Source organism: Pseudomonas frederiksbergensis (genome assembly GCF_900105495.1).
Classification (GTDB): Bacteria; Pseudomonadota; Gammaproteobacteria; order Pseudomonadales; family Pseudomonadaceae; genus Aquipseudomonas; species Aquipseudomonas frederiksbergensis.
Genome location: NZ_FNTF01000002.1, coordinates 1214534 through 1240624, shown reverse-complemented (window position 1 = coordinate 1240624; position 26091 = coordinate 1214534). Strand labels below are relative to the sequence as shown.

General features: G+C 59.4%; 23 protein-coding genes. 5 read left to right on the top strand and 18 right to left on the bottom strand.

Going from position 1 to position 26091, the window contains the following annotated elements; translation table 11 throughout:
• Positions 1 to 67: 67 nt before the first annotated feature.
• From BLW70_RS06250 to BLW70_RS06240, 3 genes are read right to left on the bottom strand one after another with little or no spacing between them, the layout of a single operon-like run.
• Complete coding sequence (locus tag BLW70_RS06250; RefSeq protein ID WP_074872511.1) at positions 68 to 3121, bottom strand: efflux RND transporter permease subunit; 3054 nt, start codon at positions 3119 to 3121, stop codon at positions 68 to 70.
• Positions 3118 to 4185, bottom strand: a complete 1068-nt coding sequence (locus BLW70_RS06245) for an efflux RND transporter periplasmic adaptor subunit (protein WP_074872509.1) — start codon at positions 4183 to 4185, stop codon at positions 3118 to 3120. Before BLW70_RS06245 ends, BLW70_RS06250 begins: the two co-directional genes overlap by 4 nt.
• A complete protein-coding gene (locus tag BLW70_RS06240) occupies positions 4182 to 5285 on the bottom strand; it encodes an efflux RND transporter periplasmic adaptor subunit (RefSeq protein WP_074872506.1) in 1104 nt (367 codons plus the stop codon). The genes BLW70_RS06245 and BLW70_RS06240 overlap by 4 nt, the downstream gene beginning before the upstream one ends.
• A 157-nt stretch (positions 5286 to 5442) precedes the next feature.
• Between BLW70_RS06240 and BLW70_RS06235 the strand changes: the two genes are divergently transcribed.
• On the top strand, positions 5443 to 6603 hold the full coding sequence (locus BLW70_RS06235) for an AAA family ATPase (RefSeq protein WP_074872504.1): 1161 nt from the start codon (positions 5443 to 5445) through the stop codon (positions 6601 to 6603).
• A 494-nt stretch (positions 6604 to 7097) separates the two neighbouring features.
• Here BLW70_RS06235 and BLW70_RS06230 read toward each other — a convergent pair whose 3' ends face one another.
• The 4 genes from BLW70_RS06230 to BLW70_RS06215 form a co-directional block, all read right to left on the bottom strand.
• Positions 7098 to 7880 carry a MetQ/NlpA family ABC transporter substrate-binding protein gene (locus tag BLW70_RS06230; protein WP_074872503.1) on the bottom strand — a complete coding sequence of 261 codons (783 nt, stop codon included), beginning with the start codon at positions 7878 to 7880 and terminating at the stop codon, positions 7098 to 7100.
• A gap of 296 nt (positions 7881 to 8176) precedes the next feature.
• Positions 8177 to 9109: a sigma 54-interacting transcriptional regulator gene (locus BLW70_RS06225; protein ID WP_074872499.1), complete on the bottom strand. Its 933-nt coding sequence runs from the start codon at positions 9107 to 9109 to the stop codon at positions 8177 to 8179.
• 71 nt (positions 9110 to 9180) lie between these two features.
• The gene (locus BLW70_RS06220; RefSeq protein ID WP_074872497.1) at positions 9181 to 9762 is read right to left on the bottom strand and encodes an alpha/beta hydrolase; all 582 of its coding nucleotides are present in this window, start codon (positions 9760 to 9762) and stop codon (positions 9181 to 9183) included.
• A gap of 486 nt (positions 9763 to 10248) precedes the next feature.
• Positions 10249 to 11322: a fatty acid desaturase gene (locus tag BLW70_RS06215; protein ID WP_074872495.1), complete on the bottom strand. Its 1074-nt coding sequence runs from the start codon at positions 11320 to 11322 to the stop codon at positions 10249 to 10251.
• Between the two features lie 100 nt (positions 11323 to 11422).
• Between BLW70_RS06215 and BLW70_RS06210 the strand changes: the two genes are divergently transcribed.
• Positions 11423 to 12427, top strand: coding sequence for an AraC family transcriptional regulator (locus BLW70_RS06210; protein ID WP_074872493.1), 1005 nt, complete (start codon positions 11423 to 11425; stop codon positions 12425 to 12427).
• On the opposite strand, the gene BLW70_RS06205 is transcribed toward BLW70_RS06210, so the two are convergent.
• The 4 genes from BLW70_RS06205 to BLW70_RS06190 form a co-directional block, all read right to left on the bottom strand.
• A complete protein-coding gene (locus BLW70_RS06205) occupies positions 12428 to 13660 on the bottom strand; it encodes a type II toxin-antitoxin system HipA family toxin (protein ID WP_074872490.1) in 1233 nt (410 codons plus the stop codon).
• Complete coding sequence (locus tag BLW70_RS06200; RefSeq protein WP_074872489.1) at positions 13653 to 13901, bottom strand: helix-turn-helix domain-containing protein; 249 nt, start codon at positions 13899 to 13901, stop codon at positions 13653 to 13655. The genes BLW70_RS06205 and BLW70_RS06200 overlap by 8 nt, the downstream gene beginning before the upstream one ends.
• Before the next feature lie 110 nt (positions 13902 to 14011).
• Positions 14012 to 14377 (bottom strand): response regulator, encoded by a 366-nt coding sequence (locus BLW70_RS06195; RefSeq protein WP_074872488.1) that lies wholly within the window; start codon positions 14375 to 14377, stop codon positions 14012 to 14014.
• A 63-nt stretch (positions 14378 to 14440) separates the two neighbouring features.
• Positions 14441 to 15127, bottom strand: a complete 687-nt coding sequence (locus BLW70_RS06190) for a Crp/Fnr family transcriptional regulator (RefSeq protein ID WP_074872486.1) — start codon at positions 15125 to 15127, stop codon at positions 14441 to 14443.
• 85 nt (positions 15128 to 15212) lie between these two features.
• Here BLW70_RS06190 and BLW70_RS06185 point away from each other — a divergent pair, with 85 nt between their 5' ends.
• Positions 15213 to 15731 carry an Mpo1 family 2-hydroxy fatty acid dioxygenase gene (locus tag BLW70_RS06185; RefSeq protein WP_074872484.1) on the top strand — a complete coding sequence of 173 codons (519 nt, stop codon included), beginning with the start codon at positions 15213 to 15215 and terminating at the stop codon, positions 15729 to 15731.
• 131 nt (positions 15732 to 15862) lie between these two features.
• On the opposite strand, the gene BLW70_RS06180 is transcribed toward BLW70_RS06185, so the two are convergent.
• The 6 genes from BLW70_RS06180 to dibA all read right to left on the bottom strand — a co-directional run bounded on the left by BLW70_RS06180 (position 15863) and on the right by dibA (position 22185).
• Positions 15863 to 16852 carry a sulfate/molybdate ABC transporter ATP-binding protein gene (locus BLW70_RS06180; RefSeq protein ID WP_074872482.1) on the bottom strand — a complete coding sequence of 330 codons (990 nt, stop codon included), beginning with the start codon at positions 16850 to 16852 and terminating at the stop codon, positions 15863 to 15865.
• Positions 16853 to 16855: 3 nt separating this feature from the next.
• Positions 16856 to 17725, bottom strand: a complete 870-nt coding sequence (gene cysW / locus BLW70_RS06175; RefSeq protein ID WP_007899636.1) for a sulfate ABC transporter permease subunit CysW — start codon at positions 17723 to 17725, stop codon at positions 16856 to 16858.
• A gap of 12 nt (positions 17726 to 17737) precedes the next feature.
• Positions 17738 to 18556: a sulfate ABC transporter permease subunit CysT gene (gene cysT, locus BLW70_RS06170; protein WP_007899634.1), complete on the bottom strand. Its 819-nt coding sequence runs from the start codon at positions 18554 to 18556 to the stop codon at positions 17738 to 17740.
• Between the two features lie 228 nt (positions 18557 to 18784).
• Positions 18785 to 19798 (bottom strand): sulfate ABC transporter substrate-binding protein, encoded by a 1014-nt coding sequence (locus BLW70_RS06165; protein WP_074872480.1) that lies wholly within the window; start codon positions 19796 to 19798, stop codon positions 18785 to 18787.
• 70 nt (positions 19799 to 19868) lie between these two features.
• Complete coding sequence (gene oscA / locus BLW70_RS06160) at positions 19869 to 20051, bottom strand: sulfur starvation response protein OscA (protein WP_007941032.1); 183 nt, start codon at positions 20049 to 20051, stop codon at positions 19869 to 19871.
• 208 nt (positions 20052 to 20259) lie between these two features.
• Positions 20260 to 22185, bottom strand: a complete 1926-nt coding sequence (gene dibA, locus BLW70_RS06155) for a phosphodiesterase DibA (protein WP_074872479.1) — start codon at positions 22183 to 22185, stop codon at positions 20260 to 20262.
• Positions 22186 to 22332: 147 nt separating this feature from the next.
• Here dibA and desA point away from each other — a divergent pair, with 147 nt between their 5' ends.
• Complete coding sequence (gene desA / locus BLW70_RS06150; protein ID WP_074872477.1) at positions 22333 to 23520, top strand: delta-9 fatty acid desaturase DesA; 1188 nt, start codon at positions 22333 to 22335, stop codon at positions 23518 to 23520.
• Positions 23521 to 23758: 238 nt separating this feature from the next.
• On the top strand, positions 23759 to 24748 hold the full coding sequence (locus BLW70_RS06145; RefSeq protein WP_074872475.1) for a GGDEF domain-containing protein: 990 nt from the start codon (positions 23759 to 23761) through the stop codon (positions 24746 to 24748).
• 126 nt (positions 24749 to 24874) lie between these two features.
• On the opposite strand, the gene BLW70_RS06140 is transcribed toward BLW70_RS06145, so the two are convergent.
• Positions 24875 to 26089, bottom strand: coding sequence for a response regulator (locus tag BLW70_RS06140; RefSeq protein ID WP_074872473.1), 1215 nt, complete (start codon positions 26087 to 26089; stop codon positions 24875 to 24877).
• Positions 26090 to 26091: the final 2 nt, after the last annotated feature.

Genomic DNA, 26091 nt, shown 5'->3' with positions numbered 1-26091 from the left:
CAGCAACGCACCGGCCATGTAAGTAGGACCGTTCCCAAACGTCACTCGGGAACGATCAACCCACCAATTACTGCGCTTGCTTTTTCGGTTCGCGGATTTTGTACCAGGCCACATACAGCGCCGGCAAAAACAGCAATGTCAGCAGCGTCGCAATAACAATCCCGCCAATCATCGCGTAGGCCATCGGCCCCCAGAACACTTCCCGGGCGATCGGAATCATCCCCAGGCTCGCCGCCGCTGCCGTCAATAGAATCGGCCGGCGACGATGTTCCGTGGCTTGCACCACCGCATCCCACGGTGCATGGCCGTCCTTCTCCAGGGCTTCGATCTGCGTCACCAGAATCACCGAGTTGCGGATGATGATGCCGATCAGCGCCAGAATCCCCAGGATCGCCACAAAGCCCATCGGCGTGCCCGTCGGGATCAGCGCCAGCACTACGCCAATCAAGCCGAGTGGTGCGACGCTGGCCACCAGGAACAGCTTCTGCACGCTGTGCAACTGGATCATCAGGAAGGTCGCCATCAAAAACAGCATCAATGGCACGACCTTGGCAATCGGGCCCTGGGCCTTGGCGCTTTCCTCGACGGTGCCGCCCGTGGCGACCTTGTAGCCCACCGGCAAACTGGCGGCGAATTTATCGATGTCGGGTTGGAGTTGTTTCACCAGGTCGGTCGGCTGAATTTCGTCGCGCACCGCCGCCTTGATGGTGATGGTCGGTTTGCGGTCGCGGCGCCAGACCAGCGGCTGCTCGAGTTCATAACGCACGGAAGCGAACGCCAGCAGCGGAATCGACGTGCCGCCCGGCGTGACGATCTGCAGGTTCTGCAGGGTTTCCGGAGTGCCGCGCTCGGCGTCTACCGCACGCCCCACCACGTTGATCAGGTAGATATCGTCATCGACCTGAGTCACCGGCGCACCGACCACAATGCTGTTCATCAGGTTGGCCACGTCTTCCGACGACAGCCCCAATTGCCGCGCCTTGTCCTGCGCGATGTCGATGCGCAGGACTTTGCCCGGTTCGTTCCAGTCGTAAATGATCTCGCCGATGTGGGTGTTTTTATCCAGCTCGGTGGCCAGGGCGATGGCGTGTTTGCGCACCTGATCGATGTCCTTGCCGCTGACCCGGTACTGAATCGGCCGACCTACCGGCGGGCCCATTTCCAGCGCCTGGACGTAGCTGCCGACACCGACAAAATCCTTGCGCAGGCGTTCGCGCAAGCGCTGGCTCAGCGCGTTGCGCGATTCCAGCCCTTTGCTGACGATCACCAATTGCGCGTAGTACGGGTTCTGCAATTGCTGGTCGAGGGGCAGGTAGAAACGGATCGCACCTTCGCCGATGTAGGTGATCCAGCGCACGATGTCCGGGTCGCCCTTGAGCGTCGCTTCGAGTTTGTCCACAGCCTTGCGGGTTTCGGCAATCGAGGCGTTTTGCGGCAGGTTCAGGTCGACGAGGATTTCCGGGCGGTCCGAGGACGGGAAGAACTGGTTCTGCACGAACTGCATGGAAAACACCGACGCCACAAACAGTGCAACGGTGATGCCGATCGCCCACCAACGATTGCGCATGGCCCAGAGCATGCCGTAATTGAACGCCCGACCGATGCGCCCCGGTTCCGCGTCGTGAGGTTTCACATTGGCGCTGAGGATGTGCACGCCGATCACCGGGGCGAACAGCACCGCGACAACCCACGACACGATCATGGCCACCGCGATCACCGCGAACAGGGTGAAGGTGTACTCGCCGGCCGAGCTGGCGTTCAAGCCGATGGGCACGAAACCGGCCACCGTCACCAACGTACCGGTGAGCATCGGGAACGCGGTCGAGGTGTAGGCGAACGTAGCGGCCTGCTCCTTGGTATCGCCCATTTCCAGGCGCGTGACCATCATCTCGACGGTGATCATCGCGTCATCCACCAGCAGGCCGAGGGCGATGATCAACGCGCCGAGGGAAATCCGCTGCATGGTGATGCCGCTGTACTCCATGAAGACGAAGACCATCGCCAGCACCAGCGGAATCGAGCACGCCACCACCAGCCCGGCGCGGACGCCGAGGCTGATGAAGCTGACGATCAGCACGATCACCACCGCTTCGAACAACGCGCTGGTAAAGCCGCCGACGGCTTTTTCCACCACTTCGGCCTGGTCGGAAACGTTGTGCACGCCGACGCCCACCGGCAGGTCGGCGGTCAGGTCGTTCATGCGCTGGTGCAGCGCGCTGCCGAAAACCTGGATGTTGCCGCCCTTCTTCATCGCAATGGCGAGGCCGATGGCAGGGTGGCCGTTGAAGCGGAATTCCGGCGTTGACGGATCGACGTAACCACGGCTGATCTCGGCGATGTCGGCCAAGCGGTAGAAACGATCGTTGAGCCGCAGGTTGACGTTTTCCAGGTCTTTCTCGGAGGCGAACTGCCCGGTCGTGCGCACGGAAATCCGCTCGGGACCGGCCTCGATCACACCCGCCGGGGTCACCGCGTTTTGCGATTGCAGGCTCTGCACCACCTGACGCTGATCGATACCCAAAGCCGCCAGTTTGCGGGTGGAGAAGTTCAGGTAGAGGACTTCGTCCTGCTCGCCGACCATCTCGACTTTGCCCAGCCCCGGCACTTCGCGGATCTCGGCGCGGACTTGCTCGACGTAATCGCGCAATTGGCGCATCGACAAGCCGTCAGCGGTGAAGGCGTACACCGAACCGAACACATCACCGAATTCATCGTTGAACCCCGGCCCTTGCAGGCCTTGGGGGAAGTCGCCGCGAATGTCATTGATCTTCTTGCGCACCTGGTACCAGATTTCCGGGATGTCCTTGGCGCTGGTGGTATCACGCAAGTTAACGAAGACCGTCGACTCGCCGGGGCGGGTATAGCTTTTCACGTAGTCGAGCGAGTCGAGCTCTTCGAGTTTTTTCTCGATCCGGTCAGTGACCTGCTTGAGGGTTTCTTCCTGGGTCGCGCCCGGCCAGCGAGTCTGGATCACCATGGTTTTGATGGTGAATGACGGGTCTTCCTCGCGTCCGAGGTTCAGGTACGAGAACACGCCCATCAGCAGCGCGACGAACATCAAATACCAGACAAACGACTGATGCTTGAGGGCCCATTCGGATAAGTTGAAACTCCCTTTCATTGCGGGCTGTCCTCATCGATTTTTACTTTCTGCCCCGGTTTCAGGCTGTTCACGCCGGCACTGACCACCCGCTCGCCGGACTTCACGCCGTTGGCCAACACCATCGTTGAGCCAGTGCGGCTGATCAGGCTGACGTCTCGCGGGGAAACAGTTTGGGTCTGCGGGTCGACGACCCAGATCCGCGGTTTTCCATCGACTTCCTGGAGCGCGGTCAGGGGCAGTTCGATACGCGGTTTGATCGCGGAGCTGAGGGTCACGCTGATGGCTGTGCCCAGGCGAAAACCCGGTGGGGTGTCGGTCAATGTCAGGCGGGCGCGACGGGTGCGGGTCGCGCTTTGCGCCTGGGGTTCGATTTCGCGAATGATCGCGGTGCTGGTGATGCTCGGGTCGAGTTGGGCGGCCACCTGAAACACCACGTCATTCGGCAACTGGTCGACCAGGGTGTCCGGCAGGTCGATCACCGCTTCCTTGATGTTCGGCTGCGCCAGGGTCACCACTTGCTGGCCGGCGCTGACGACTTGCCCGGCTTCGGCGTTCCACGCGGTGACGATGGCTTGGTGATCGGCGCGCAGTTCGACGTAGTTGAGCTGGTCCTTGGCCTGATCGACCGCAGCCTTCGCTTGATCGAGGGAGGCCTGGGTGGTTTTGAGGTCGGTCTGTGCGATGTCGAGTTGCGCCTGGGCGCCCACGCCGCGATCGAACAACTCTTGCTGACGCCGGGCGTTGGCCTGGGCGTTGATGAGTTGCGCCTGGACATTGGCCAGATCACCCTGGGCGGAGCGCAACTGGTTCTGCTGATCGGTGGGGTCGAGGGTTGCGAGTAACGCCCCCTGATCGACTTCGGCACCGACATCCACATGACGGCTGGCGATACGCCCTGACACCCGGAAGCCGACATTGCTTTCATACCGGGCCTGGATGCTGCCGGCGAAGCGGCCCAGGCTTTCTTCGTCCAGAGACTGGACCTTGATGGACAGCACCGGACGCACAGGCTCCGGCGGCGATTCCTTTTCCGAGCAGGCCACCAGCATCACACCGGCGCATACCAGTAACAGACGCTTCATGGCTGGGCTCCTGCGGCTAAATCCTTAGAGGTGTCTTCGGCGATTTCCACCTTCACGCCAGGGTGCAGCAACTGGCCGCCGGCAATGACCACTTTTTCACCGCCCTTCAGGCCGGCGCTGATGATCACTTTGCCCGTCAAGTAGCGGCCGACCGTGACGTTGTGCAGCTGTGCCTTGCCCTCACCGTCCACCAGCCACACCGCCGGCTCGCTGAGATTTTTGGTCAGTGCCGACCAGGGCAGTTCGACCGCCGACTTGCCTGGCGTCTGGGCCGTGGCACTCACCACCGAACCGAGCTGCATGCCTTCCGGTAGTCCTTTGAGCGTGACTTTGACCTGCACCGTGCCAGTCTGCGCAGAGACGGCCGGGGTGATTTCCCGAACAGTGCCGGTGGTTTTCACCTCAGGTTTGTCGATCAGGCTGACGACCACCGCTTTCCCCTCTGGTGGCTCTGTCAGCAGCGATTCGTAGACGTTGAACACGGCGTCGCGCTCACCGTCCCTGGCCAGGCTGAAAATCGGCACGGTGGCCTGCACCACTTGGCCGACTTCGGCCTGCCGCGCGGTAATCACCCCCGGCGCGTCGGCGACCAACGCGGTGTAGCCCAGTTGTTCCCGGGCGTTGGCCAGTTGCGCCTGGGCCGCCGTCAAGGCGCTTTGGCTGCTGCGCAAGGCGGCTTGGGCGGAATCGTATTCACTTTGGCTGGTATAGCCCTTGGGCAGGAGTTTTTGCTGGCGAACGAAGGCGGCGGCGGTCTGTTTGACTCGGGCCTGCTCGGCAACAACTTGCGCCTGGGCCGAGTCGACGCTGGTTTGCAGGTCCTTGGGATCGAGCCTGGCCAGAACCTGTTTGGCCGAAACCCGGTCACCGACATCGACTGTACGCTGGATGATCTTGCCGCCCACGCGGAACGACAGATCGGTCTGGACCCGCGCCTGAACATCACCGGTCAGGGTCACTGTCGCTGCGTAATCCGCAGGTTTTACTTCTTGAACGAATACCCGCGGACGGTCCTTTTCGACCGGTTTTTCATCGCCACAGGCGCTCAGCAGAACAAGGAGGCTCAGGCCAACCACTGTTTTCAATCCGGGACCCACTATGCAGACTCCTTTGCGTTGTACGAACGTGCAGATGGCGATACGACTGTGAGCTTAGAACAGGGTTCCAAGGGTGCGCCTCACGGTTTGAAATAAAGCCTGGCGCACGATGACGTCGACAATAAGGCAGAATCGCGCACCACGCAGCAGGAAGCTTCCCATGCTCAAAACCCTAGCGGTGGCCAATTACCGCTCGATCAATAAATTGGTGATTCCTCTGGATCGGTTGAACCTGATCACCGGTCCGAATGGCAGCGGCAAATCCAACCTCTACCGCGCGTTGCGCCTGCTGGCGGAAACCGCTCAGGGCGGCGTGGTCAATGCGTTGGCCCGCGAGGGAGGGCTGGATTCGACATTCTGGGCCGGCCCGGAAAACATCAGCCGACGGATGCGTAATGGCGACGTTCCGATCGAGGCGAGCGTACGGCACGGCGCCAAACGCCTGCGCCTGGGGTTTGCCGGGGAAGATTTCAGCTACTCGATCGCGCTGGGTCTGCCGGAGCCGAGCCTTTCCGCGTTTTCTCTGGACCCGGAAATCAAGAAGGAATGCATCTGGTCCGGCCCGTTTTACCGCCCGGCCAGCCTGCTGGTGGATCGCAACGGCCCAATGATCCGAGCCCGGACCGGTCGCGGCTGGGAGGTGCTGGCCCAACACACGCCGAATTTCGACAGCCTGTTCGATCAGGTCGGCAGCTTTCGCACCTCGCCGGAAGTCATGCAGTTGCGTGAATTCATCCGCCGCTGGCGATTCTATGATCACTTTCGCAGCGACGCCGACGCGCCGGTGCGTCAACCGCAATTGGGCACCCGCACACCGGTGCTGCATCACGACGGTCGAGATCTGGCGGCTGCGTTGCAGACAATCCGCGAAATCGGCGATCCCGAAGCCTTGCAGGCTGCCGTCAGTGACGCCTTCCCTGGCGCGCGATTGAACATCGCGACGCTTCAGGGTGGACGCTTTGCCATCGAGTTTTATCAGGAAGGCTTGTTGAGGCCCTTGTCCGCGGCCGAGTTGTCGGACGGGACTCTCCGCTATTTGCTGCTGGTGGCGGCGCTGCTGACGCCTCGGCCGCCGACGCTGATGGTGCTGAACGAGCCGGAGACCAGTTTGCATCCCGACCTGTTGCCAGCGTTGGCGCGGTTGATTATTCGCGCGTCCGAGCAGTGTCAGGTGTGGGTGGTTTCTCATGCACGGCGGTTGATCTCGGCGTTGCAGGAGGACCCGGAATGCAATTGCATTGTGCTGGAGAAGAACCTGGGCCAGACCGGGATTGTCGGGCAGCGGATGCTGGATGAGCCGGTGTGGTATTGGCCGGACTGAGGTACGCAGATCGTTCCCACGCTCTGCGTGGTAATGCAGCCCGTGACGCTCCGCGTCACTGGACGCGGAGCGTCCCTAGAGGCATTCCCACGCGGAGCGTGGGAACGATCATGATCAGCGTCTGACACGCTTCCACAGTTGACCGGGTTGTCTCGGCCAAAAAACTGTCCTGCGCATTTGCCGGGGCAACGGAAGACGACTATTTTTCTTTGCGCTGTAGGAAGGGTCTTTTTTTCAGAGTCCCCCTCCAAGGATGCACAGCTTTTGGTCAGACTCCCCCGGGCGAACCATCACAAGGAAGAGAAAATGGCTGACGTAAAAGTGCCACAGCGGCTGGATCCGCAGGACATTGTGAAATTGCTGGTGGCGTTGCGCAGGGCGTTGAAGGCGCGGGTGGCCTAAGACAATCGTTCCCATGCTCTGCGTGGGAACGATCACGCCGACGCTGTATCAGCCGTCGGCGTTTGAAACCTTGAAGGGGTTTGCCTCGCGAATCAGAACGCCGGCAATACCGCGCCGCTGTACTTCTTCTCGATGAATGCTTTCACTTCAGGACTGGTCAACGCCTTGGCCAGTTTCTGGATGGCTACGCTGTCCTTGTTGTCCGGACGAGCCACCAGGAAGTTCACGTAAGGCGAATCTGCGCCTTCGATTATCAGCGCGTCTTTAGCCGGGTTCAGACCTGCTTCCAGCGCGTAGTTGGTATTGATCATGTCCAGGTCGACCTGGTCCAGAACACGCGGCAGCATGGCCGACTCCAGTTCCTTGAACTTGAAATTGTGCGGGTTCTTGGCGATGTCTTTCGGGGTGGCCAGAGCGTTTTTCGGGTCTTTCAACTCGATCAGGCCAGCCTTCTGCAGCAGGATCAGAGCACGGCCGCTGTTGCTGCCTTCGTTCGGGATTGCGATGGTTGCGCCGTCTTTCAGCTCAGCCAGGGTTTTGACTTTCTTCGAGTAGCCGCCGAAGGGTTCGACGTGAACGCCGATCACGGTCACCAGGTTAGTGCCTTTGCCTTCGTTGAAGCTTTTCAGGTACGGCAAGGTCTGGAAGTAGTTGGCGTCCAGACGCTTCTGGTCGACCTGTACGTTCGGCTGAACGTAGTCGGTGAAGACTTTGATTTCCAGGTCCACACCTTCTTTGGCGAGGGTTGGCTTGATCAGTTCCAGAATCTCGGCGTGTGGAACCGGGGTCGCCGCCACCACCAGTTTCTCGCCGGCCTGGGCCAGGCCCGCGGTCAGGGCAGCCGCCAATGCGGTGAACAACAGAACCTTTTTCATGCAGTGTCCTTATCGAAAATCACGGTCGTCATCGACGACGGCTTGTTTAGTACAGGTGCCAGTGAAGTGCTATCGCTGGCGTGACGCGGACAATACCGGGATTTTTTATTCCCGAACAATATCTTTTATTCACTTTCATATTCCATTTTGTTCATGCAGCTGCCGATAGCTTTGTAGCAGCTGCCGAAGGCTGCGTTCGGCTGCGCAGCAGCCGCAAAATGGCTTAACGGGTTTCTTTTGAGGACCGCGTTGTTTGGGTGCGACCGCTTCGCGTCGGACGCAGCCTTCGGCAGCTGCTACAGAGTCTGCGTCAGGCTTTCAAGCAAATGCTTGAGTGCAGATCGCTCTGAGGCCGTGCCGTTTTTAATCAGCTGAGCCGCTTGTTGCTCAATCTGTACCAATGACGCCGGCGCCTCAGGCAAATTCAAATGCTCCGGCAAAATCTCATCGCCGGTGCTGACCAGCAACGCGAAGTGAATGACGTTTTCCAACTCCCGGGTATTACCCGGCCAACTGTGTTGCTCTAACAAATGCTGCGCGGCTTCGCTGATCAGCGGCACCGGCAGGCCCAGACGCTGGCTATAGATGCCGAGGAAATATTCGGACAGCGAAAGAATATCCCCCACCCGTTCCCGCAAGGCCGGCAGTTCGAGCTGGCCCTCGCTGAGGTAGTGGTAGAGCCGCTCATGAAATTTGCCGGCGGCCACCGCTTGGGCCAGGTCGATGCTGGTCGCGGCGACCAGACGCACGTCCACCGGGCTTGGTTGGTGAGCGCCGACACGGGTGACTTCGTGGTTTTCCAGCGCCGCGAGCAATTTTGTCTGGATCGGTAGGGGCAAGTCGCCGATCTCATCCAGATAGAGCGTCCCGCCATTGGCAGAACCGAACCAGCCGGCGCGGCTGCTGGCCGAACCGCTGTAACTGCCAGCGGCATACCCGAACAATTCCGCATCGGCGTAAGTCGGGCTGATCGCGCCGCAGTTGACCGAAACGAACAACCCGCCGCGATCACTCTCACGATGGATGTGCCGCGCAAGCAACTCCTTGCCGCTGCCGGTTTCGCCACGGATCAACACCGAAATCGAGCGCGGCGCCAACAGCTCCAGCTCCTGGCGTAACTGACGCGAACGCGGATCGACAAACACCAGCGCCTTGGCGCGAATGCTCAGGGGGCTTTTTTCTGCATCGGGGAAGGTCAGCAGCGGCTGACCGAAGGCTTCAAAACTCATGGCAGACTCCCGCCCAAAACCGCCGGGAGACGGGGGCGTTGTTTAAAAAACAAAAGCAAAAAAGAAAAGGTTCAAGCGCGGCGCAGGGCGTGGTGTTCCATTCGGTTTTGCAGGCGGTAGAGATAAGCAAAACCCTGCTCCCAGCGTTGGTGACCGGACTTCACGTTGATGTGCCCGGCCCCCGACAAAATCCCCGCTTCGGCACCCCAGTTGCGCGCCAGTTCCATCGCACGCGGCGCGCTGACGGCGCTGTCGTTGTCGGAGCTGACAACCTGGCTCGGGAATGGCAGAAGGTGGGTTGGAATCGGTGCGAAATTGCGCAGAGCCGGTGCGCAGGCCGGACGCTCGACGTCCGCCGGGGCGACCAGCAAGGCGCCGCGCACCTGATGCAAAAACTGCGCGGGCGCCGTGGCCGCCCAATGCGCGACAGTGATGCAACCCAGGCTATGGGCGATCAGGATTACCGGCGTGCTGTCGGCGGCAATCGCCTCAGCCAATGCCGCGACCCAGTCTTCACGGCGCGGTGTCAGCCAATTGGCCTGTTCCACCCGCGCGCTGTTCGGCAGGCTGTTCTGCCAATGGCTTTGCCAATGATCTTCTGGCGATCCTTGCCAGCCCGGCACAATCAGGTAGCGAATTGATTCGTTGCGCATGGGGGAACTCTCCTGCTGCGTGTCTGTTCCTGAGCGAGTATAGGGAGGCGAGTTATATTCGTTAAGGAATAAGAAGCTATTTATTAAGACCTATATGGAATATAAAGTTGATCACCTGTGGGAGTGAGCCTTGTGGCGAGGGGGCTTGCCCCCGTTCGACTGCGAAGCAGTCGTAAAACTGATTTGGGGGCGCTTCGCACCCCAACGGGGGCAAGCCCCCTCGCCACATGAGCTCCCAAGGTTGGCCTTGGGACAAAAAAAAGGACCGCACCCTGCCAAGGAGACGGCCCCGGAAACTCAACATTTGATAGCGCGATGATTGGCCCGAAAGGCTTATCCGATAAAGGAATATTTAATTCATTTGTTAGATCAAAAACACATATACCCATCAGCACCAAACAACCCTGCTTGCGTCATAACCTATCGCCCTTTTGGGTCAGATTGATGACGGACGCCTTTGCCGTTTTGAGTTTCCGGACACATCGATCAAGCCTGAGCGGCACGCACCTCCTGTGCCTCTGCTGCTTGTTTGCGTACAAATCGGTTCGCCCGCCCAAACGTCCCGAAATCATTGAACCGCACACCCATCTCACGCATCACTTCATGCGCCACCGGCACCGTCATCTGACGGATGTAAAACGGTTCCTTCACCACAAAATGATGAATCCCGTGGCTGCTGCCGAAGTTGAAGCAGAACGCCTGCAACGGCCACATCCACCAAGGGTTCAGCACCTGGGTCTGCTGGATGACATTGCCCGGCTCCACGTCACCGTAGTAGTGCATGTTCGAGCTGACGAAATGCAGGCAAAAGGTACGCAACACATTCGGGCCGATGATCACCACGGCCGCAATGTCGATCACCTGCATCACCGCCAAAGTAGTCGCCGACCATTCGATGGGCGCCCCGAGCAGATGCGCAATGCCGTTGGCGGTGTGAAAACCGAGGAACACGTACCAGGCTCCCCAATGCGCCAACGCCAGCGGTGCGTAAACCTTCAGAAAGCGTTTGATGATGCTGAATTTATGCGCCCGGGTCTTGGCCCGCAGCATGCGGATGAACGCCGACATCACGTTGTCGCCGACCATCAACAGCCGCGCAAAACCCCAGGGTTCGCCGTTGGTGATCGCCCGTTCTTCCATGTCGGCTTCGGTGCCGGAGACCTTGTGGTGATTGAGGTGCAGATGCCGGCGAATCCACGGATTGATCGTGCTCGGCCGCGCCAGCCACACCAGGCCCATCATCAGGTTGTGCGGTACGCGCTGTTTGCGAAAGTACATGCTATGAATCAGGTCGTGTTCCAGCTCGTGAGTCAGCGACGCAAAAAACGCGTTGAGCAACAGGCACGCCCACCACGCCATCTGCCCGGTCATGTAGAGCGCGGCCGAGCCAATCATGCCGGCCAGGGCTAACGTCAGAATAGTCGCGCCGATAGCGTCCTGATGATTGAGAATCGGGTAGCGCTGACGCAGTTCGAACCCCTTGGCCAGCACCACTTGGCGAATATGCGCTGATCGTTGCGCTGCATTCAGTCGCTGGGGACTTGCAGAAGTACCGTCCATGCTTCCATCCTCTGGTTATTGATGTTCGCATCCTGCCTTGCGAACCCTCGCAAAGCGGTAGCCGTGGACGCCAACCTGTTGACCGGAAGCGCCAATCAGCATGACTGAACCGACCTCCCTCGCCAGCTGGACCCGCGCCCTGCGCAAGCAACTCGATGCGTTGGGCCTCGACAGCACCGCCCTGTGCCAACAGGCGGGGCTCGACCCGCAACTGATGGACGACCCGAACGCCCGTTACCCGTTGTCGGGCACCACGCGGCTGTGGGAAATCGCAGTGCAGGTCAGCGGCGACCCGGCGATTGGTTTGCGGGTATCGCGCTTCGTCAGCCCCACCACGTTTCACGCACTCGGCTATGCGCTGGTGGCCAGCGGCAGCCTGCGAGAAGTGTTCGAGCGCATCGTGCGTTATCACCAGGTGGTCAGCGATGCCCTGGACCTGGAACTGACTCGCACCGAGGACCGCTACCGCTTCCGCCTGAAAATCCCGCCAGGTAATCCGGCTCCGGCCTTCGAAGCCATCGACGCCTTCACGGCGATTTATGTACGCACCTGCCGCAATCGCCTGGGCCGCGATTACGCCCCGTTGGCGGTGTACCTGCGTCGCCCGGAGCCGGCGGACTCGCATCAATGGCACAAAGTGTTCCGCTCGCCGGTGTATTTCAACGCCGATGAAGATCGATTGGAGTTCGCTCTGCTGGATTTCGACAGCCACCTGGACGACGCCAACCCGGAACTGGCCGAGCACAACGAAACCGTGCTCAAACGCACCCTCGCGCAACTCAAACCCCTGACCTGGGAACGCAAGGTTCGCGATGCCATCGAGGAGCAATTGCCGGAAGGCGAGCCCAGCGCCGAACACATCGCCCAGGCCCTGCACCTGAGTTTGCGCAGCCTGCAACGGCATCTGGCGGACGAGGGTTGTCGGTTCGATACGCTGCTCAACGAGAGTCGCGAGAACCTGGCGCTGCTGCATCTGCGCGACCCGCAATGCTCATTGAGCGAGATCAGCTATCTACTGGGATTTGCCGACACGAGCAGCTTCAGCCGCGCATTCAAGCGCTGGACCGGGATGACACCGGGGCAGTTTCGGGATGGGTTGCGGTGATCAGCTTTTGACCAAGCTGCGGACTACACCTGATTCCCACTGCTCGATCATCGCTTCGCCAACCATGGCAAAGGCGCCATTTCCCCTGATGTAATCAACCATTTCCGCCTTCGCGACATCAATTCCATGAGCGACTTGCTGCAGCAGTTCATTGCACCGTCCCTCGGTCAGGTTGCAAGCCGACCGACCAAAACGCATCAACATTTTGTATTTGGGCCACGCCTTTGAACCGCCTAACAGCAACGCCATACTGTCTGCCTTGATGTAGACCGAAGTCGTGACGATGTCATAGGCCGGAGCCAGTCTGATTTGCGCATCAGCCCCGCAATGTTCGTACAGCACACCGAAGTTCTTGAGGTGAGCATCGCCATTCTTCAGAGCGGACGACAACGCCACTATTTTGAAAAAAGACTCCAGGGCGTCATTGAGCAATGGCGGGGAGACAAACTCCTTGATCTGCCTCGCAGCACCTTCGTACGAACCATCGTATTTAGCCTTCGAAGGCCAGGCATTGAGCACGCAGAAATCCTCAAAGCCCAGATAACCTCTTTCATTCAGATCGAAACGTTCGACGACCAGAAACTTACCGTGATCGCTCAGTTCGAAAACCGGCACTTCAAGACCCGAATGCAGTGCAGCCCTCATGCAGAAGTATTCGTTGGCAGCGAGCTCTGGGTACTCCTCTGGCCGAAACGATTTGACCAGATGCGTTGCCCCTCGATGGGTCAATCGGTCGACAGTGGTTGCACTGTCACGAATAAGCACCTTCGGCTGCACACCGGAAACGCCCGAATACTGGCCATAGGTGTGCAGCAAATCTTCGAACAAACCTTGCGCACCGTCATGAACCAGCAGATCGGCGAGACTGGTTTCAGGTAGCCGGTCACTTGCCTCTTGCGCGTTTTTAATCCCCACTCGCCCAAGCTGGTGCGGGCCAACGATCGCCAGCATCGCGAAATCGTCAAACCCTCGAATCGCTTTGCTGAAGCGACGAGTCAATTCATCGCGCAGAGAACCTTCCGGTAGATTCATTTCAAAAACCGGCGGTACACCTCGCTCCCACGTGTAGCTCTCGAGGCGAGCGGGCATGGTCAACGAGACCGCGTTTTCTTCCAGCGCGTCTTCGGCGTAGGCAAACACTGAATCAATGCGAGACTGACCACGGCCCAGGGTTCCGACCGTTGTGCCGGAAACACTGATGTGCAGCCTGTCCTTTGCCTGCTGCTCACCCATGGAAGTTCACCTTTTTGAGGGTGTCCAGTGTAGGACGCGTCGACCGCCGCGGCACGGCCGTCAGTTCGTACCCGAAGCCATTGAGGATCGCTTCAACCTTGCGCAGGCCAATTTCGGAAATGGTGTTGTTCTCGATACCCGAAATCGTGGAACGGCTCATGCCGTACTGCTTGGCCAGGTCTTGTTGAGACAACTTTCGTTCTTTGCGCAGCAACCTGATCAATTCACCGAGGTTTTCCATCCCGCTCACCTGCATCGTATACAGTGCATATTCACTGAAATAATCTATATGCATTGTATTTAATGCATAAACAAGTCGAAGTCTAGCTCATGGATTGATCGGGCCCGGTCTCAGCGCCCCCGATCCCGCCGCAACAACTTGCGCACCCGCTTCACCAGCTCACTCACGGCAAACGGCTTGAGCAGGTAATCATCTTCATGCAACTCCAGCCCGCGCAGCCGGTCTTCGATGCCGTCCTTGGTAGTGAGGAGCAGCACCGGCGTATCACCGAGCTTGCGGATCTGCTGCAGCAACTGCCAGCCATTGAGCCCGGGCAGCATCACGTCGAGGATGATCAGCTCGTATTCGCCAGACTCGATGAAACGACGGCCGTCCATGCCGTTGACGGCCACATCGACTGAGTAACTTGCCTCGTTCAGACCTTTAGCCAGGAGTTTGGCGGTCTCCGGTTCGTCTTCCACTAACAGCACACGCATGGCACACCTCGATTGTCGTCATCACAGGCTAGGCGCCTTCGCGTCCAAAGCCCACCACTGGTTTCAGATAATCGCCAACATTCGCAATCGTTGCGCATCCAGAATCTCGATCTCGCCGTACTTGAGATTCAGTATTCCTTGCCCCTGCAAATCCTTGAGGAGCTGGTTGGTGGTCTGGCGCGACAACGACAACATCGACGCCAGTTGCTCCTGAGGAAATTGCAGAACACGACGCGGCGGATCTATTTCGCCGTAACCCTCGGCGATCATCAGCAAGCGATGAGCCAGGCGCGCTTGGGCTGGCATCAGGCTGAGCTGTTCGAGGTTGATGAAGGTCAGGCGCAGTTTGTGGCTCATCAGCAACGCCAGTTGCCGCCAGTAAACCGGTTGTTGGTCGAGCAACTTCAGCAGCGTCGCCTGCGGGATGTGCAACAGGCTGCACTGGCCAACGGCATAAGCATCGTGGGTTCGCGGCTGGCCATCGAACAGGCAGATTTCGCCGAACCAGTGCGGCGACTCCACCAGGCTCAGCAACGCCTCCTTGCCCTGCTCGCTCACCGCGCCAATGCGTACCGCCCCTTCAAGGACTGCATACAGCCCGCACGGCGGATCACCGCGTTTGAAGAGCAATTGCCCCGACGCCAGGCGCCGAACCCGGGCCACAGCCAGCAGACTATCCTTTAAGGGAACAGGTAAATGGCTGAACCACTGCCCCGTCTCCAGGCGCGAACGCCAAACCTGCATGCCCATGAAAACTCCTGGAAATTGTCGTCTGGCTGACAGAGCGAAAGATGAAACCCGGGGCATCATCCATCACCCTACAGGAGGAATAACAATGAAAAGCCTCGTTGATCATCTCAGTCAATACGCCGCCTACCACCGTGACCCACGCAATATTGCCAGCCACTTTATCGGGATTCCGCTGATTGTAGTGGCGGTCGCGGTATTGCTGTCTCGGCCGCAATGGGGCGCAGGCTGGGTTTCGCCGGCGGTGCTGGTCGCGATGGCATCGGCGTGGTTTTACTTGCGCCTGGAAATTCGTCTCGGGCTGTTGATGACCGTGTTACTCGGCCTGTGCATTTGGGCGGGTCAGGTTCTTGCGCAGCAAAGCACGCTGGTCTGGCTGGCGAGCGGCATCGGGATGTTTGTGCTGGGGTGGGCGATTCAGTTTGTCGGACATCACTACGAAGGACGCAAACCGGCGTTTGTCGATGATGTGACCGGATTGATTGTCGGGCCGTTGTTTGTGGTGGTTGAGCTGGCGTTTTTGCTGGGGTTGCGGCGGGAGCTCAAAGAGCAGATCGAGGCGCGGGTGGGTGGTGTGCGTTTGCGTCAGAAAAACGCTGCGGCGTAAGACGCGATGCTTTTGATTGATCGTTCCCACGCTCTGCGTGGGAATGCATACCGTGACGCTCTGCGTCACTGGACGCGGAGCGTCCCATGAGGCATTCCCACGCAGAACGTGGGAACGATCAGCTGGAGGGGTTAAATATTGGCGAGTTTCTGCCAGACCTTTGGCTTGAAGAACAGCGTCTCGCCCTTCGCCAGCCCGATCAGGCTGTCGTGATCTTTCACCACTTCCGCTTCGATCAATTCGCTCTGGCCTTCGACCTTCAGTGTCACCCGTGTCGTCGCGCCCAACGGACGAATATCCCGCACCTCGGCCGCGTGGTGATCCTCCAGCTCGTGACGCGACAGCGACACTTCGTGTGGACGGAACAGCACATGGTTGTCATCACCCAGATGCAGCCGGTTCGAGTCACCCAGGAAGTGATAAACGAAATCGCTGGCCGGGTTTTCGTAGACGTCGCCCGGTGAGCCGATCTGCTCGATCACGCCCTTGTTCATCACCACGATGCGGTCGGCGACTTCCATCGCTTCTTCCTGGTCGTGAGTCACGAACACCGAGGTCAGGTTGATGTCTTCGTGTAGCCGCGCCAACCAGCGACGCAGTTCTTTACGGACCTTGGCATCGAGGGCGCCGAAGGGTTCGTCGAGCAGCAGGACCTTCGGCTCCACCGCCAAGGCGCGAGCCAAGGCAATACGTTGACGCTGACCGCCGGAAAGTTGTTCCGGGTAGCGATCCGACAGCCAATCCAGCTGCACCATGTTCAGCAGCTCGTGGACTTTCACCGCGATCTGGCTTTCGCTCGGGCGCTGGTTTTTCGGCTTCATGCGCAGGCCGAACGCGACGTTGTCGAACACGGTCATGTGGCGAAATAGCGCGTAGTGCTGGAACACGAAACCGACGTTGCGATCACGCACATCGTGGCCGGAGACGTCTTCTCCGTGGAACACGATGTTGCCATGATCCGGGGTTTCCAGACCGGCGATGATCCGCAGCAATGTGGTTTTACCGCAACCCGAGGGGCCCAGCAGCGCCACGAGTTCGCCGCTTTGAATGTCCAGGCTGATGTTGTCCAGCGCCTTGAACGCGTGAAAGTTCTTGCTGACGTTACGCACTTCGATCGACATGACTTATTCCTCCGCGGCGCTGGCGCGCAGGCGGTTAATACGGTTTTCGCTCCACTGCTTGAGCAGCAGGATGAAGAGCGCCAGGATCAGCAACAGGCTCGCCACGGCGAACGCGGCCACGTGGTTGTATTCGTTGTAGAGGATCTCGACGTGCAGCGGCAGGGTGTTGGTCACCCCGCGAATGTGCCCGGAAACCACCGACACCGCACCGAACTCACCCATCGCCCGCGCCGTACATAGCACCACGCCGTAGATCAGGCCCCATTTGATGTTGGGAACGGTAACGTGCCAGAACATCTGCCAGCCATTGGCGCCGAGCAGGCGCGCGGCCTCTTCTTCCTGCGTGCCTTGTTCCTGCATCAGCGGGATCAGCTCGCGCGCCACGAACGGCACGGTGACGAAGATCGTCGCCAGCACGATGCCCGGCAAGGCAAAGACGATCTGGATATCGTGGTCCTGCAGCCACGGCCCGAACAGGCCTTGGGCGCCGAACATCAGCACGTAGACCAGGCCGGCGATGACCGGCGACACCGAGAACGGCAGGTCGATCAGCGTGACCAGCATACTTTTGCCACGGAACGAGTACTTGCTCACGCACCATGCAGCGCTGACGCCGAACACCAGGTTCAGCGGCACCGAAATCAGCACGGCGATCACCGTGAGTTTCAGGGCCGACAACGCGTCGGGCTCGAAGATCGCGGTGAAGAACGCACCGATTCCGAGCTTCAGGCCCTGAGACACCACGATCACCAGCGGCAGTAACAGGAACAGGGCGAACACCAGCCAGCCGAGGCCGATCAAGATTCGCCGCGATGAAGCACTGCCACGGCGGGCGGCGTTCGAGGAAGCAGCAGCAATAGACGATTGGGACATTTCTGCGCCTCCTTATGGGGTTTCGATGCGCCGCTGCAGCAAGTTGATCAGCAGCAACAGGACGAAGGAAACCACCAGCATCAGTACACCAATGGACGTGGCGCCGGTGTAATCGTACTGGTCGAGCTTGACCATGATCAGCAGCGGCAGGATCTCGGTTTTCATCGGCATGTTACCGGCAATGAAAATCACTGAACCGTACTCGCCGACCCCGCGGGCAAAGGCCAGCGCGAAACCGGTCAGCCAGGCTGGCAACAGTGCAGGTACCAGAATATGGCGGAAAACCTGTAGTGGTTTTGCACCCAGGCACGCCGCCGCTTCTTCCACTTCACGAGGGATATCGGCCAATACTGGCTGTACGGTACGTACTACGAATGGAAGTGTCACAAAAGTGAGGGCAAGGGTGATGCCGAGGGGGGTATAGGCGATCTTGAAGCCCAGGTCCGCTGCAAACTGACCCACCCAACCATTGGGCGCGTAGAGCGCAGTCAGCGCGATACCGGCCACAGCGGTGGGCAATGCGAAGGGTAAGTCGATCATCGCATCGATGACTTTGCGTCCAGGGAAGGTATAGCGCACCAGCACCCAGGCCAGCAGCGTGCCGATGATGCCGTTGATGATCGCGGCATAGAGCGCGGTGCCGAAGCTGAGCTTCAACGCCGCCAGCACCCGTGGCGCCGAGATAATTGCCCAGAACTGGTCCCAGGTGAGTTGAGCGGCATGCACGAACATCGCCGCCAGTGGAATGAGCACAATCAGGCTGAGGTACACCAAGGTGTAACCCAGCGTCAGCCCGAAGCCGGGTATGACGGGGGAGATACGACGCGACATAAAAGTCCTTGGTTGATAACGCGCTAAGCCCCGACGGTGAAATCGGGGCCTGTTTAGCCAATGCCCGGCAGTCAAGGACTGAACACTGCAATCCCTGTGGGAGCGAGCCTGCTCGCGATAGCGCCTGGTCAGCCAACATTGATGTTGAATGTACCGCCGTCATCGCGAGCAGGCTCGCTCCCACAAGTTGCCCACCCCTGACTTACCGTTGGCAGATCTATTTACAGGTTATTGCGCCTGGTAAATCTGGTCGAACACACCACCGTCGTTAAAGAATTTCGGCTGTGCGGTTTTCCAGCCGCCGAAGTCCTTGTCGATGGTCACCAGGTCCAGTGTCGGGAACTGTTTGGCGTACTTGGCGGCGACATCCTTGTCACGTGGACGATAGAAGTTTTTTGCCGCAATTTCCTGGCCGGCCGGGCTGTAAAGGTGCTTGAGGTACGCTTCGGCGATCTCGGTGTTGCCCTTTTTCTCGGCATTCTTGTCGACCACGGCGACCGGAGGTTCGGCGAGGATCGACAACGAAGGCACGACAATGTCGAACTTGTCGGCGCCGCCGTCTTCTTTCAGCGCCAGGAAGGCTTCGTTTTCCCAGGCCAGCAACACGTCTCCCTGACCGTTGTTGACGAAGGTAATGGTCGAACCGCGAGCACCGGTGTCCAGCACAGGAACGTGTTTGAACAGGGCTTGCACGTATTCCTTGGCTTTCGCTTCGTCACCGCCATTGGCTTTCAGGCCATAGGCCCACGCCGCGAGGAAGTTCCAGCGTGCGCCACCGGAGGTTTTCGGGTTCGGGGTGATGACTTCCACGCCGTTCTTGATCAGGTCGCCCCAATCCTTGATGCCCTTGGGGTTGCCCTTGCGCACCAGGAACACGATGGTCGAGGTGTAAGGCGTGCTCGCTTGCGGCAGGCGCTGCTGCCAATCCGCCGGCAAGGTTTTGCCGAGCTTGGCGATTTCATCGATGTCACCGGCCAGGGCCAGGGTCACCACGTCGGCACGCAGACCGTCGATCACAGCTCGCCCCTGCTTGCCCGAACCACCGTGGGACTGCTGGATTTTCACCTTGTCGCCGGCGTGATCTTTCTGCCAGAACTTGACGAATTCGGCGTTGTAGTCCTGATACAGCTCGCGAGTCGGGTCGTACGACACGTTGAGCAGTTCGTAATCCTTGGCAACCGCAGAACCAGCAAAGAGGGCACTGGCCAGGGCGGCCAAAGCGAAATGACGAATCGACGACATGGTGAAAGCTCCTGGAATTCTGATTGTGTTGGCTTTTTCTTATGGTGTGCTGGTATCGGCTTGCCGGTTTTTAACTCGGTTTGTTGCCCGGGTTCTGCAACCGGAATTTCTCTTTGCGTTCGATCTGGACCACTTGGGCGTTATGCACGGTGATTTCCACTGCGCCAAAACGCAGATCGCGCAAGGCGCTCTGGATCTCACGCAAAATGGTTGCTTCGTCCTGGCCGTCAACGCTGCGTAGGGATGCGCTCATGGTGCTGCTCCTTCAACTAGAGGTTGCCTGGCAGTGGCGGGACTGCTTGCGGCGTGAGGCCAATAGTAGATAAGCGCAGATATTCTTAAAAAGACTATTTAAGAATTTTAATATAACCAAAAGAATGCCCGAAGACTGATCGTTCCCACGCTCTGCGTGGGAATGCATCCTGTGACGCTCTGCGTCAGGTTTGAGAAGGAACGCGCGATCAGTGCTGCAGAATCTGTGGAGTCAGGTACCAATCCAGCTGCCCGGCCGGCACCGGCCGCCCAAACCAGTACCCCTGCCCCAGGTCGCAGCCGTGTTCGAGCAAAAAGCTCGCCTGCTCGACCTGCTCGATCCCCTCGGCATGAACCTGCATCCCCATGCTCTGGGCCAGCGCAATGATCACCCGCACAATCGCCGCGTCATCCTCATCCCACGGCAGCCCCGCCACGAAGCCCTGATCGATCTTGAGTTTCTGAACCGGCATCCGCTTGAGGCGCAGCAATGAGGAATAGCCTGTACCAAAGTCATCGATGGCCAGCCGAACGCCTAGTTCACGCAACCTGTGCATCTGCTCCAGCGCGACTTCCGGATCATCCATCACAGCGCTCTCAGTGACTTCCAGCTCCAGACAGGCAGGGTCCAGCCCGGTTTCGTGCAGCACCTTCGCCACCTGCCCAAACAGCTCTCGGCGGGCGAACAGCCGGGAAGAAACATTCACCGCGACAAACGACACCACCACCCCGGCCTGCTGCCACCGGCACATCTGCTCACACGCCTGGCGCATCACCCAGGCATCAATTTCGGCGATCAGACCAGTGCGCTCGGCAATGGGAATGAATTCTGCCGGCGACACCAACCCTCGCTGCGGATGCTCCCAGCGCACCAATGCCTCGACGCCGATCAGGCGGCTGGTCTTGAGGTCGTGAACCGGCTGGTAATAAACCCGCAACTCCTGCTGTTCCAGCGCACGGCGCAATTGGAATGCTGTCTCGACCCGTTGCTGGGCATGGGCGGTCAATTCTTCGGTATAGAGGGCGTAGCCGTTGCGGCCGGCACTCTTGGCCTTGAACAGCGCCGAGTCTGAGTTGCGCAACAACTGCTCGGCACTCAGGGCGTCACCGGGGAACAGGCTGATGCCGACGCTGATATTGACGAACAACTGATGCCCGTCGATCTGGAACGGCTCTCTGAGACCATCGATGATCCGCTGAGCCAGCGCCGCCGCCTGCACCATTTGCGGACAGCTTTCAGCCAGCACGGCGAACTCGTCACCGCCAAGGCGCGCCAGGGTGATTCCCGGTCCGACCATCGCGCTCAAACGCTCGGCCACGCCCTTGAGCAGCTGGTCCCCAATGCTATGCCCGAGGCTGTCGTTGATCATCTTGAAGTGATCAAGATCGATCATCAGCAACGCGCAGCCGCGCTTGTGGGTCTGCGCCGAAGCCAGGGCCTGCTCGGTGCGGTCGGTAAACAGCAAGCGGTTGGGGAGATCGGTCAGCGGATCGTAGTGAGCCAGACGTGTCAGTTCATGTTCGGAGTTCTTGATGGCGCTGATGTCGGAAAACACTGCAACGTAATGACTAGGCCGCCGTCGGTCGTCGTGAATGATGCGGATAGTCTGCCATTGCGGGTAAATCTCGCCGCTTTTGCGGCGGTTCCAGATTTCTCCGCTCCACTCGCCCGTGCTGTTGAGTGTTGCGAACATCGCTTGATAGAAAGCCGGCGGGTGATGGCCGGACTTGAACAGACTGGGTCGATGACCCAGCACTTCCTCACTCTGATAACCGGTGATTTGCATGAAGGCCCGGTTCACATGAACGATCAGGCCCTGACTATCAGTGACCAGCACCCCTTCACGGGTGCAATCGAAGACCGCCGCTGCCTGACGCAAGCGCTCACGGTCTTCAGTGCGCTCACGCAACTTGGCGCCGATTCCCAGGCAACGGAACAATCGCGCCCGAGCGAGAAAAATCAAACCGGCACTGAACACCACCCAGGCATAACCGTTGATCAGTTGCCAACGCATTAGCTCGGCAGAGCTATCGAAGAAACTGTTCAATAAATGGCCACTGAACTGCAGCCAACCGACAGAAACCAGAAGATAAAGCAGCGCTGCACGCAGAGCATCGCGGTAGGTAGCAGCCATTAGGTCGTCCATGTCCCTTAAAAGTGGATGGAATTATAGTTTAAAGAAACATCCGGCCACTCTTATCTGAAAGGGCGACTGGTTTTATCTGTGGGCTCAGTGATAATGCAACGGCTGTTTTTTTCTTTATCGAGGGCCCAATAGCCTATGTGGTACGAAGGTTTTCTCGGCTTGTCGCCCTGGTCACTGGTGGCAGTCACCCTGCTGATGACCCACGTGACGATCATCGGCGTCACGGTCTATCTGCATCGTTATTCAGCCCATCGCTCGCTTGAGCTCAATGCTGGCCTGAAACATTTCTTCCGCTTCTGGCTGTGGCTGACCACGGCACAGAACACCCGCGAGTGGACCGCTATCCATCGCAAGCACCACGCCAAATGCGAAACCGTCGATGACCCGCACAGCCCGGTCATCAAGGGCCTGGCCACCGTTCTGCGCAAAGGCGCCGAGCTGTACCGCGCCGAGGCGGAAAACCCCGAGACCCTGCGCATCTACGGCAAGAACTGTCCCGAAGACTGGATCGAACGCAACCTGTACAGCCGTTTCCCGCTGCTGGGCGTGGCGATCATGGGCGTCATTGACCTGCTGCTGTTCGGCACCATCGGCATCACCATCTGGGCAATCCAGATGATGTGGATCCCGGTCTGGGCCGCCGGCGTGGTCAATGGCCTGGGCCATGCCATCGGCTACCGCAACTTCGAATGCCGCGATGCGGCGACCAATCTGGTGCCGTGGGGCATCCTGATCGGCGGCGAAGAACTGCATAACAACCATCACACCTACCCTAATTCGGCAAAACTGTCGGTGAAGAAGTGGGAATTCGATCTCGGCTGGGCCTGGATCCAGGTCTTCAGCTTCCTGCGCCTGGCCAAGGTTCAGCGTGTTGCACCCATCGCCCATCGGGTCGAAGGCAAAGGCAACCTGGACATGGACACCGCCATGGCGATCCTCAACAACCGCTTCCAGATCATGGCCCAGTACCGCAAATTGGTAATCGCACCGCTGGTCAAGCAAGAGCTGGAAAAAGTCGATCACTCGGTCCGCCACCAGTTCCACCGCGCCAAGCGCCTGCTCTCGCGGGAAACCAGCCTGCTGGATGACAAACACCACGTTCGCATCCAGACCATGCTCGAGCACAGTCAGGCGCTGAAGGTAATTTACGAGAAACGCCTGGCCTTGCAGCAGATCTGGGTCAAGACCAGCTCAAATGGTCACGACATGCTGGCCGCCATCAAGGACTGGGTACACGAAGCCGAAGCCAGCGGGATTCAATCCCTGCGCGACTTCGCCGATCAGTTGAAAACCTACTCCCTGCGCCCTGCCGCTGCAGTCTGACTGTGGCGAGGGAGCTTGCTCCCGCGTGACTGCGCAGCAGTCGCAAAACCTGGCGAGGCGTTCTTTCATTGAAAAACGCGTCGCCAGTACCGCCCGGCGGGAGCAAGCTCCCTCACCACATAAGGCGGGAACTTCGCTCAAAATCCCCTATCTCAAAGACACTTCGCCATTCAGGCGGGCTCTGGTATTGGCCGCTTTCGACCCTCGAGCGGCACACGCCCTTTGAGATTTTGTGTCTATGGTCAATAAAAGCCTACAAGACTCATCCCTCCCGCAGTGGCCCGAGGCTGCGCAAACCCTGCTGGCGCTAATGCACGCGCAAGGCGAAGTGGCACGCCTGAGTGAACGAGAACAACTGTTCAGCACTCTGCTGGTGAGCGTCAACGCGGTGCTTTGGGCTTTCGACTGGGAATCTCGTCGCGTGCTCTATGTCAGCCCGGCGTATGAACGGATTTTCGGCCGCTCCGCAGGCTTGTTACTGTCCGACTACAACCAATGGCGCGACAGCATTTACCCCGACGATCTGGACTATGCCGAACGCAGCCTGGCCGAAGTATTGGTCAAAGGCGCCGTTGAAGACCGTGAGTACCGAATCATTACCGCCGACGGCCAGGTCCGCTGGCTCAGTGACAAGTGCTTCATCAACCGCCAGGCCGAACCAGGGCAACCGGTGATCATTGTCGGCATTGCCGAAGACATTACTGACAAGAAGCAGATGGAAACCGAGCTGCAACGCCTGGCCACCACCGACGTGCTGACCCAGAGCAGCAACCGCCGACACTTCTTCGACTGCGCCCACCGTGAATTCGAACAGGCACTGCACCAACGCACGCCGCTGGCCTTCCTGCTGCTGGACATCGATGACTTCAAAGTGATCAACGATACCTACGGCCACCAGGAAGGTGACAACGTGCTGCAACGAATCGCCGAGTGCGGTCGCGCGACGTTGCGGCGAGGTGATGTGTTCGGGCGAATTGGTGGCGAGGAATTCGCTGCGGTGTTTCCCGGCTGTGCGCCAGACATGGCCATGCAAGTGGCCGAGCGCCTGCAACGGGAGATTCAGCGATTGCGTTTCAGCCATGGCGACCAGACGTTCGGCATCACCGTCAGCCAGGGCCTGACCAGCCTCACCGCCGAGGACGAAAGCGTGGACAACCTGTTTGCCCGCGCAGATGCGGCAATGTACCAGGCCAAACACCAGGGCAAGAACCGCATCGTCTCATCCTGAGCCCATGATCGTTCCCACGCTCTGCGTGGGAATGCATCCTGTGACGCTCTGCGTCGCGACTTGCGAAGGGACGCGGAGCGTCCGGGGCGGCATTCCCACGCAGAGCGTGGGAACGATCTCCCTGCGTTATTTCTTGCGTAAGCGCATCAGCTCCGGCAATCCGATCTTGAGCAACCGCGCCGTCCGGCTCTTCGCCAGGTCTTCAATGCCCTCATGCTCGGTCAGGCGCGCCAGTTGCGCAGCCATGTTCATCACCAGCGCTTCGCGGGAGTAAACCCCGCCACCGAACTGGTAGACCGCCGCAATCAGCTCTCGCAGCTCCAGCGGCAGACGCCAGCGAGTGCGAAGCGCCGAACCATAAGCCGCGCCGAACTCGGCCAGCGCCTCGCCAACCTCCTCCCATTCATCCAGCTCGCCCCCGGCCTGCTTCCACTCCTGCAAACACCGCAACAGCGCAAGGTCGCCGAGGCGATGCAGCATGCCGGCGCAATAGCAGCGCTCCTGATCCAGATCCAACAAGCGCGCCAGGGTCCGGCCATACTCGGCAGTGCGCAGCGACAGCTCCCAATAGCGCTCGGCATAATCGGCCAGAAACGGATCGCTGAGTCGGGCACTGCGCTTGAGGGCCAGCCCCAGAATCAGGTTCATGCTTTGCCCGGTGCCGAGGCGGTGCAGCGCCTGGGACAGGGTTTGTACGGCGGCGCCATGGTGCTGGGCCGCGCTGTTGGCAGCGGCGATCAGCACAGCGGTCACTTGCGGATCGGTACGAATCTCGTCATGCAGCAGTGTCAGGTCGAGACCATTGGGATTGAGGCTGCGCTTGACCGCCAACTGCACGTCAGTCATCAGCGGCGCACCGTCGGCCAGCTCACGACGACGCTCCAGGTAAACCGCCAACGTCATGCCTGGCGACAGCGAAGGCGTTTCGCAAGACACCTCTTCACCGGCATTCAACAGCAAATCCTGCAGGCGCTGGGTCAGGCTTTCCATGTTCAGGGGTTTGGTCAGGTACGCCGCAGGCGCCAGCGGCAGAGCTTCGCGAACGCTGGCGCTGTCGTTACGGTTGCTCATTAGAATGAACGGCAGCGGCGGGTTGCGTTTGCGCTGACGGACATTGCGCAAGATATTCAAACCATCGACGCCGGGCAGCTCCCAATCGACGATCACCAGGTCGTAAGGATTTTCCGCCAACAGGTGCAGCGCTTCCTGACCATCGGCACACAGATCCAGCCGCGCGTCACAGCGCACATTCAACAAAACCTGCTTGAGCAGATCGCGGGACCAGGGATCGGCCTCGGCAATCAGCACACGCGGCGCAGCGGGTAACACCACAGCAGTCATTT

Coding starts and splice junctions, on each gene's coding strand:
- BLW70_RS06200 (WP_074872489.1), bottom strand. CDS start 13,901: ATGGAAAACCTCGGTGAATTGATCAGGTTGCTGCGCAAAGAACGAAAG.
- oscA (WP_007941032.1), bottom strand. CDS start 20,051: ATGAGCGCATCCCTACGCAGCGTTGACGGCCAGGACGAAGCAACCATT.
- dibA (WP_074872479.1), bottom strand. CDS start 22,185: ATGGCTGCTACCTACCGCGATGCTCTGCGTGCAGCGCTGCTTTATCTT.
- BLW70_RS06235 (WP_074872504.1), top strand. CDS start 5,443: ATGCTCAAAACCCTAGCGGTGGCCAATTACCGCTCGATCAATAAATTG.
- BLW70_RS06250 (WP_074872511.1), bottom strand. CDS start 3,121: ATGAAAGGGAGTTTCAACTTATCCGAATGGGCCCTCAAGCATCAGTCG.
- BLW70_RS06205 (WP_074872490.1), bottom strand. CDS start 13,660: ATGGGTGAGCAGCAGGCAAAGGACAGGCTGCACATCAGTGTTTCCGGC.
- BLW70_RS06245 (WP_074872509.1), bottom strand. CDS start 4,185: ATGAAGCGTCTGTTACTGGTATGCGCCGGTGTGATGCTGGTGGCCTGC.
- BLW70_RS06145 (WP_074872475.1), top strand. CDS start 23,759: ATGGTCAATAAAAGCCTACAAGACTCATCCCTCCCGCAGTGGCCCGAG.
- desA (WP_074872477.1), top strand. CDS start 22,333: ATGTGGTACGAAGGTTTTCTCGGCTTGTCGCCCTGGTCACTGGTGGCA.
- BLW70_RS06185 (WP_074872484.1), top strand. CDS start 15,213: ATGAAAAGCCTCGTTGATCATCTCAGTCAATACGCCGCCTACCACCGT.
- cysT (WP_007899634.1), bottom strand. CDS start 18,556: ATGTCGCGTCGTATCTCCCCCGTCATACCCGGCTTCGGGCTGACGCTG.
- BLW70_RS06190 (WP_074872486.1), bottom strand. CDS start 15,127: ATGGGCATGCAGGTTTGGCGTTCGCGCCTGGAGACGGGGCAGTGGTTC.
- BLW70_RS06140 (WP_074872473.1), bottom strand. CDS start 26,089: ATGACTGCTGTGGTGTTACCCGCTGCGCCGCGTGTGCTGATTGCCGAG.
- BLW70_RS06220 (WP_074872497.1), bottom strand. CDS start 9,762: ATGCGCAACGAATCAATTCGCTACCTGATTGTGCCGGGCTGGCAAGGA.
- BLW70_RS06230 (WP_074872503.1), bottom strand. CDS start 7,880: ATGAAAAAGGTTCTGTTGTTCACCGCATTGGCGGCTGCCCTGACCGCG.
- BLW70_RS06225 (WP_074872499.1), bottom strand. CDS start 9,109: ATGAGTTTTGAAGCCTTCGGTCAGCCGCTGCTGACCTTCCCCGATGCA.
- BLW70_RS06165 (WP_074872480.1), bottom strand. CDS start 19,798: ATGTCGTCGATTCGTCATTTCGCTTTGGCCGCCCTGGCCAGTGCCCTC.
- BLW70_RS06195 (WP_074872488.1), bottom strand. CDS start 14,377: ATGCGTGTGCTGTTAGTGGAAGACGAACCGGAGACCGCCAAACTCCTG.
- cysW (WP_007899636.1), bottom strand. CDS start 17,725: ATGTCCCAATCGTCTATTGCTGCTGCTTCCTCGAACGCCGCCCGCCGT.
- BLW70_RS06215 (WP_074872495.1), bottom strand. CDS start 11,322: ATGGACGGTACTTCTGCAAGTCCCCAGCGACTGAATGCAGCGCAACGA.
- BLW70_RS06210 (WP_074872493.1), top strand. CDS start 11,423: ATGACTGAACCGACCTCCCTCGCCAGCTGGACCCGCGCCCTGCGCAAG.
- BLW70_RS06180 (WP_074872482.1), bottom strand. CDS start 16,852: ATGTCGATCGAAGTGCGTAACGTCAGCAAGAACTTTCACGCGTTCAAG.